Source organism: Staphylococcus sp. GDY8P67P, from assembly GCF_017892545.1.
Classification (GTDB): domain Bacteria; phylum Bacillota; class Bacilli; order Staphylococcales; family Staphylococcaceae; genus Staphylococcus; species Staphylococcus ureilyticus.
On the sequence record NZ_JAESLH010000008.1, the window covers coordinates 1 to 3,320 of the forward strand.

The window sequence follows — 3,320 nt, forward strand, 5'->3', positions numbered from 1 at the left end:
GAGTCTGGACTTGACTTTATTATAAAACGCGATGACCTATTATTCAAAAACTTCACTTTATTTTATTAATTTATTTTTGATTTTTAACGTATACTTTCACTATATTACTTATTTAATTACTATAATTCAACAAATTATAGTCATCTTTCCATTATGCAATTATAAATAAAAAGACTAAAAACGAATACATTATATTGTATCGTTTCTAGTCTTTGTCTCATTCGTCCATTTTTTGATTAACTTTAGCATTGCGTTCAATCATCTTGTCAAAATAACCTTCATATCGTTGCCACTCATCATCCGTAATGTCTTCCATCGTCAAATTGGCGCCTAAATCTTTTAACGCATATAGTAACTGGAACATCACATCTTGAACTGTTAATGTTCTGCCTAATAATTGCGATAAAGATGCCATGCATTGAGGGTCAATATCAGGGTATTCAAATTTAGTACGCTCGCCTTGTAATGCGCGTTCATAAAATGCTTTCATCAATGCAGCGCGTTCACTGCCATCGCCTTCTACGCATAGATATACTTGGACAGCTATGCCACCTCGAACACGTCTTTGCGAAATACCGGCAAATTTCTTTCCATTTATACTTAAATCAAATTTACCTGGACAATATGATTGTTCAATCTCATAGGTCTCAATTTCAACATCATCGTCTTCAAACATTTTCGACACTAATAAGTACATGACTGAAAATGCTTCATCAATTGTAATATCATGCTTGCCTTTAAAAATAAGTGAAATGTTGAGTACACCTTGGTCTAATACAACACCTAGACCACCCGAGTTTCTCACAATCGCATTATACCCTCGTTCTTCAGTTAAATAGCGAATACCATCTTGCAAGTGCGGTAATCTTGAATCATGGATACCTAAAATAATTGTATGTTGATGTATCCAAGTACGTACCACACTGCTTGATAAATTTTTGCCTACACTTTCTGACAAAGTATCGTCAAATGCAAATGACTGCATCGGTGCTAAACCAGAAGAATGATCTACATAACGCCAAGTGGCACTATTAAAGTACTTACTTGCTAAATCCATTATTGTAATGTTTGTGCAGCAGTGATGATTGATAAATTATACACGTCTTCTATTGAACAACCACGAGATAAATCATTTACTGGTGAATTAAGACCTTGTAATACCGGGCCTACCGCATCATAACCACCAAGGCGTTGTGCGATTTTATATCCAATATTACCAGCTTCTAAACTTGGGAAAATAAATACATTTGCATCGCCTTGAATTTGTGCATCCGGTGCCTTTTTCTTAGCAACTTCAGGTACAATTGCTGCATCAAATTGGAATTCTCCATCAATAACCACATCTTTAAGTTGATCAGTTTCAACCTTTTCTTGTGCTAATGCTACCGCATTGGAAACTTTTTCAACATCATCCGATTTTGCAGAACCTTTTGTTGAAAAACTTAACATTGCTACACGTGGAGACATGCCAAAACTTTGAGCAGATTTTGCACTTTCTACCGCAATTTCCGCTAAATCTTGTGCTTCTAATGTAGGATTAATCGCACAATCACCAAAGATATATTGTTCTTCACCTTTGATCATAAAGAATATACCTGATGTTTTAGTTACACCTGGTTTTGTTTTTATAATTTGTAGGGCTGGACGAACGGTATCACCTGTAGAGTGCGCAGCACCACTTACTAAACCTTCAGCTTTACCAGTATATACTAGCATCGTACCAAAGTAATTTACGTCTTTTAACATTTCTTGAGCTTGGGCTTCAGTTGCTTTCCCTTTACGACGTTCAACAAAAGCTGTCACTAACTCTTGTTTCAAATCACTCGTTTCAGGATCGATAATTTCTAAGTTTGAAATATCTAAACCTTTGTCTTTAGCTAACGCATTAACATTTGCTTCATTACCTAATAAAACTGGTGTTACATAATCTGTACTTTGTAATTGTGTTGCCGCAGTTAATACGCGTTCATCTTCTCCTTCAGGTAAAACAATTTTCACATTTTTTCCTGACAATTTCTCTTGTAATACATCTAATAAAGACATATGGGCCTCCTCAAATTTTTAATACTATTATTTTTTCCATTACTATTATACGTCATTTTTTTATAGAATTCCATGTCACCAATTTGTAATCATTTACTTATGTTTTACAGTTACCTTTATGATAGAATTTTCAGTGTAGATATAGAATTATTTATAAAGGAGCGATTCAATATGCCACAAGCGCCAGAAACTTTAGATGGTTGGTATAGTTTACATTTATTATATGCTATAGATTGGGCTAGTTTACGTCTAGTCCCAGAAAATGAACGTCAAACGTTAGTTGAAGAGTTGCAATCATTTTTAGATAAACACAAAGAAGCACGTACGAACCATGTCGGCGATCACGCATTTTATAATATTACTGGTCAAAAAGCAGATATTCTTTTATGGGCATTACGTCCTGAATTAAAAGATTTAAATGCTTTTGAAAATGAATTTAACAAATTGAAAATCACTGACTTTTTAATTCCGACATACTCATATGTTTCGATTATTGAACTCGGCAATTATTTAGCAGGAAAATCTGACGAAGATCCATACGAAAATCCACATATCAAACCAAGATTATATCCAGAATTACCTCAATCCGAATATATTTGTTTCTATCCTATGGACAAACGTCGTAATGAAACTTATAACTGGTATATGTTGCCATTAGAAGAAAGACAAGAACTAATGTACAATCACGGTAAAATCGGTCGTCAATATGCTGGTAAAATCAAACAATTTATCACAGGCTCTATGGGCTTTGATGATTTCGAATGGGGTGTCACGCTATTTGCAGATGACCCACTTCAATTTAAAAAAATTGTTTCTGAAATGAGATTTGACGAAACGACGGCACGTTACGGTGATTTCGGCAGTTTCTATGTGGGTAACATTATCACCAAAGATAGTTTACCAACGCTTTTTGAAATGTAATTTATCACTATATTTTAACTAATGTTATTTTTAATACAAATTACAACCTTTCTTGTTTTAGAGTATAACTTTATTTTTTATAAACTATGATTAACCCCTTCATTTAATAATGGAGGGGCTTTTATATATCATTTTTTTGCATTCATATATAACTACAATTACGTCTCAAACGTACATATTTTAGGCGCACTGCCATTATATTTTGCCCTTTAAGGTACAATTACAATAAATCATTCAATACCTATGTTTGAATTTGACTACTAAATCTCAAAAGATAGCTATTGTCATAAGTTACATGTATTAGTCGCTCTTGCTTTCTACTTCGTTTGATTTGGCGGTTCGCATGCTCCTCGCAT

The 3,320-nt window shown here is 33.9% G+C and carries 3 protein-coding genes; 1 reads left to right on the top strand and 2 read right to left on the bottom strand.

Translation table 11 applies throughout. The features are described from left to right. Positions 1–217: 217 nt before the first annotated feature. A complete protein-coding gene (locus KA833_RS03470) occupies positions 218–1,057 on the bottom strand; it encodes a lipoate--protein ligase family protein (RefSeq protein ID WP_070038936.1) in 840 nt (279 codons plus the stop codon). Next, the gene (pta, locus tag KA833_RS03475) at positions 1,057–2,043 is read right to left on the bottom strand and encodes a phosphate acetyltransferase (protein ID WP_046207276.1); all 987 of its coding nucleotides are present in this window, start codon (positions 2,041–2,043) and stop codon (positions 1,057–1,059) included. The genes KA833_RS03470 and pta overlap by 1 nt, the downstream gene beginning before the upstream one ends. A gap of 171 nt (positions 2,044–2,214) precedes the next feature. On the opposite strand from pta, the gene hemQ reads away from it, so the two are divergent. Then, entirely contained in the window at positions 2,215–2,964 is a 750-nt protein-coding gene (hemQ, locus tag KA833_RS03480; protein ID WP_210127975.1) for a hydrogen peroxide-dependent heme synthase, read from the top strand. Positions 2,965–3,320 lie beyond the last annotated feature (356 nt).